Source organism: Chitinophaga sp. GbtcB8 (assembly GCF_019091455.1).
GTDB lineage: Bacteria > Bacteroidota > Bacteroidia > Chitinophagales > Chitinophagaceae > Chitinophaga.
On record NZ_JAGXJN010000512.1, the window covers coordinates 1 to 230 of the forward strand.

The 230-nt window shown below is 53.0% G+C and carries 1 protein-coding gene; it reads left to right on the forward strand.

What is annotated here, in order from left to right:
* Window positions 1-15: 15 nt before the first annotated feature.
* On the forward strand, window positions 16-230 hold a 215-nt coding region (locus tag KVT36_RS32435; RefSeq protein WP_217607541.1), incomplete at its 3' end, for a hypothetical protein.

The window sequence follows — 230 nt, forward strand, 5'->3', positions numbered from 1 at the left end:
TGGTAGAACGGACAGGTGGATCTACATACCAAGGCATTGTACACGGCTGTTTCCCCCAATGGTAATTATGCTACCTATGTAACGTCTGATGCTAAGATCGTATTCCGGCACCTGGCCACCGGCGATACGACCATGGCGCCTTGTCCACGCCAGTTCTTTGGCGGGAAAGTAGATGTGGCAGATTACGGCCTAGTAGTGTTTGACGCACAAACCGGCATAGGCCCGGGTTG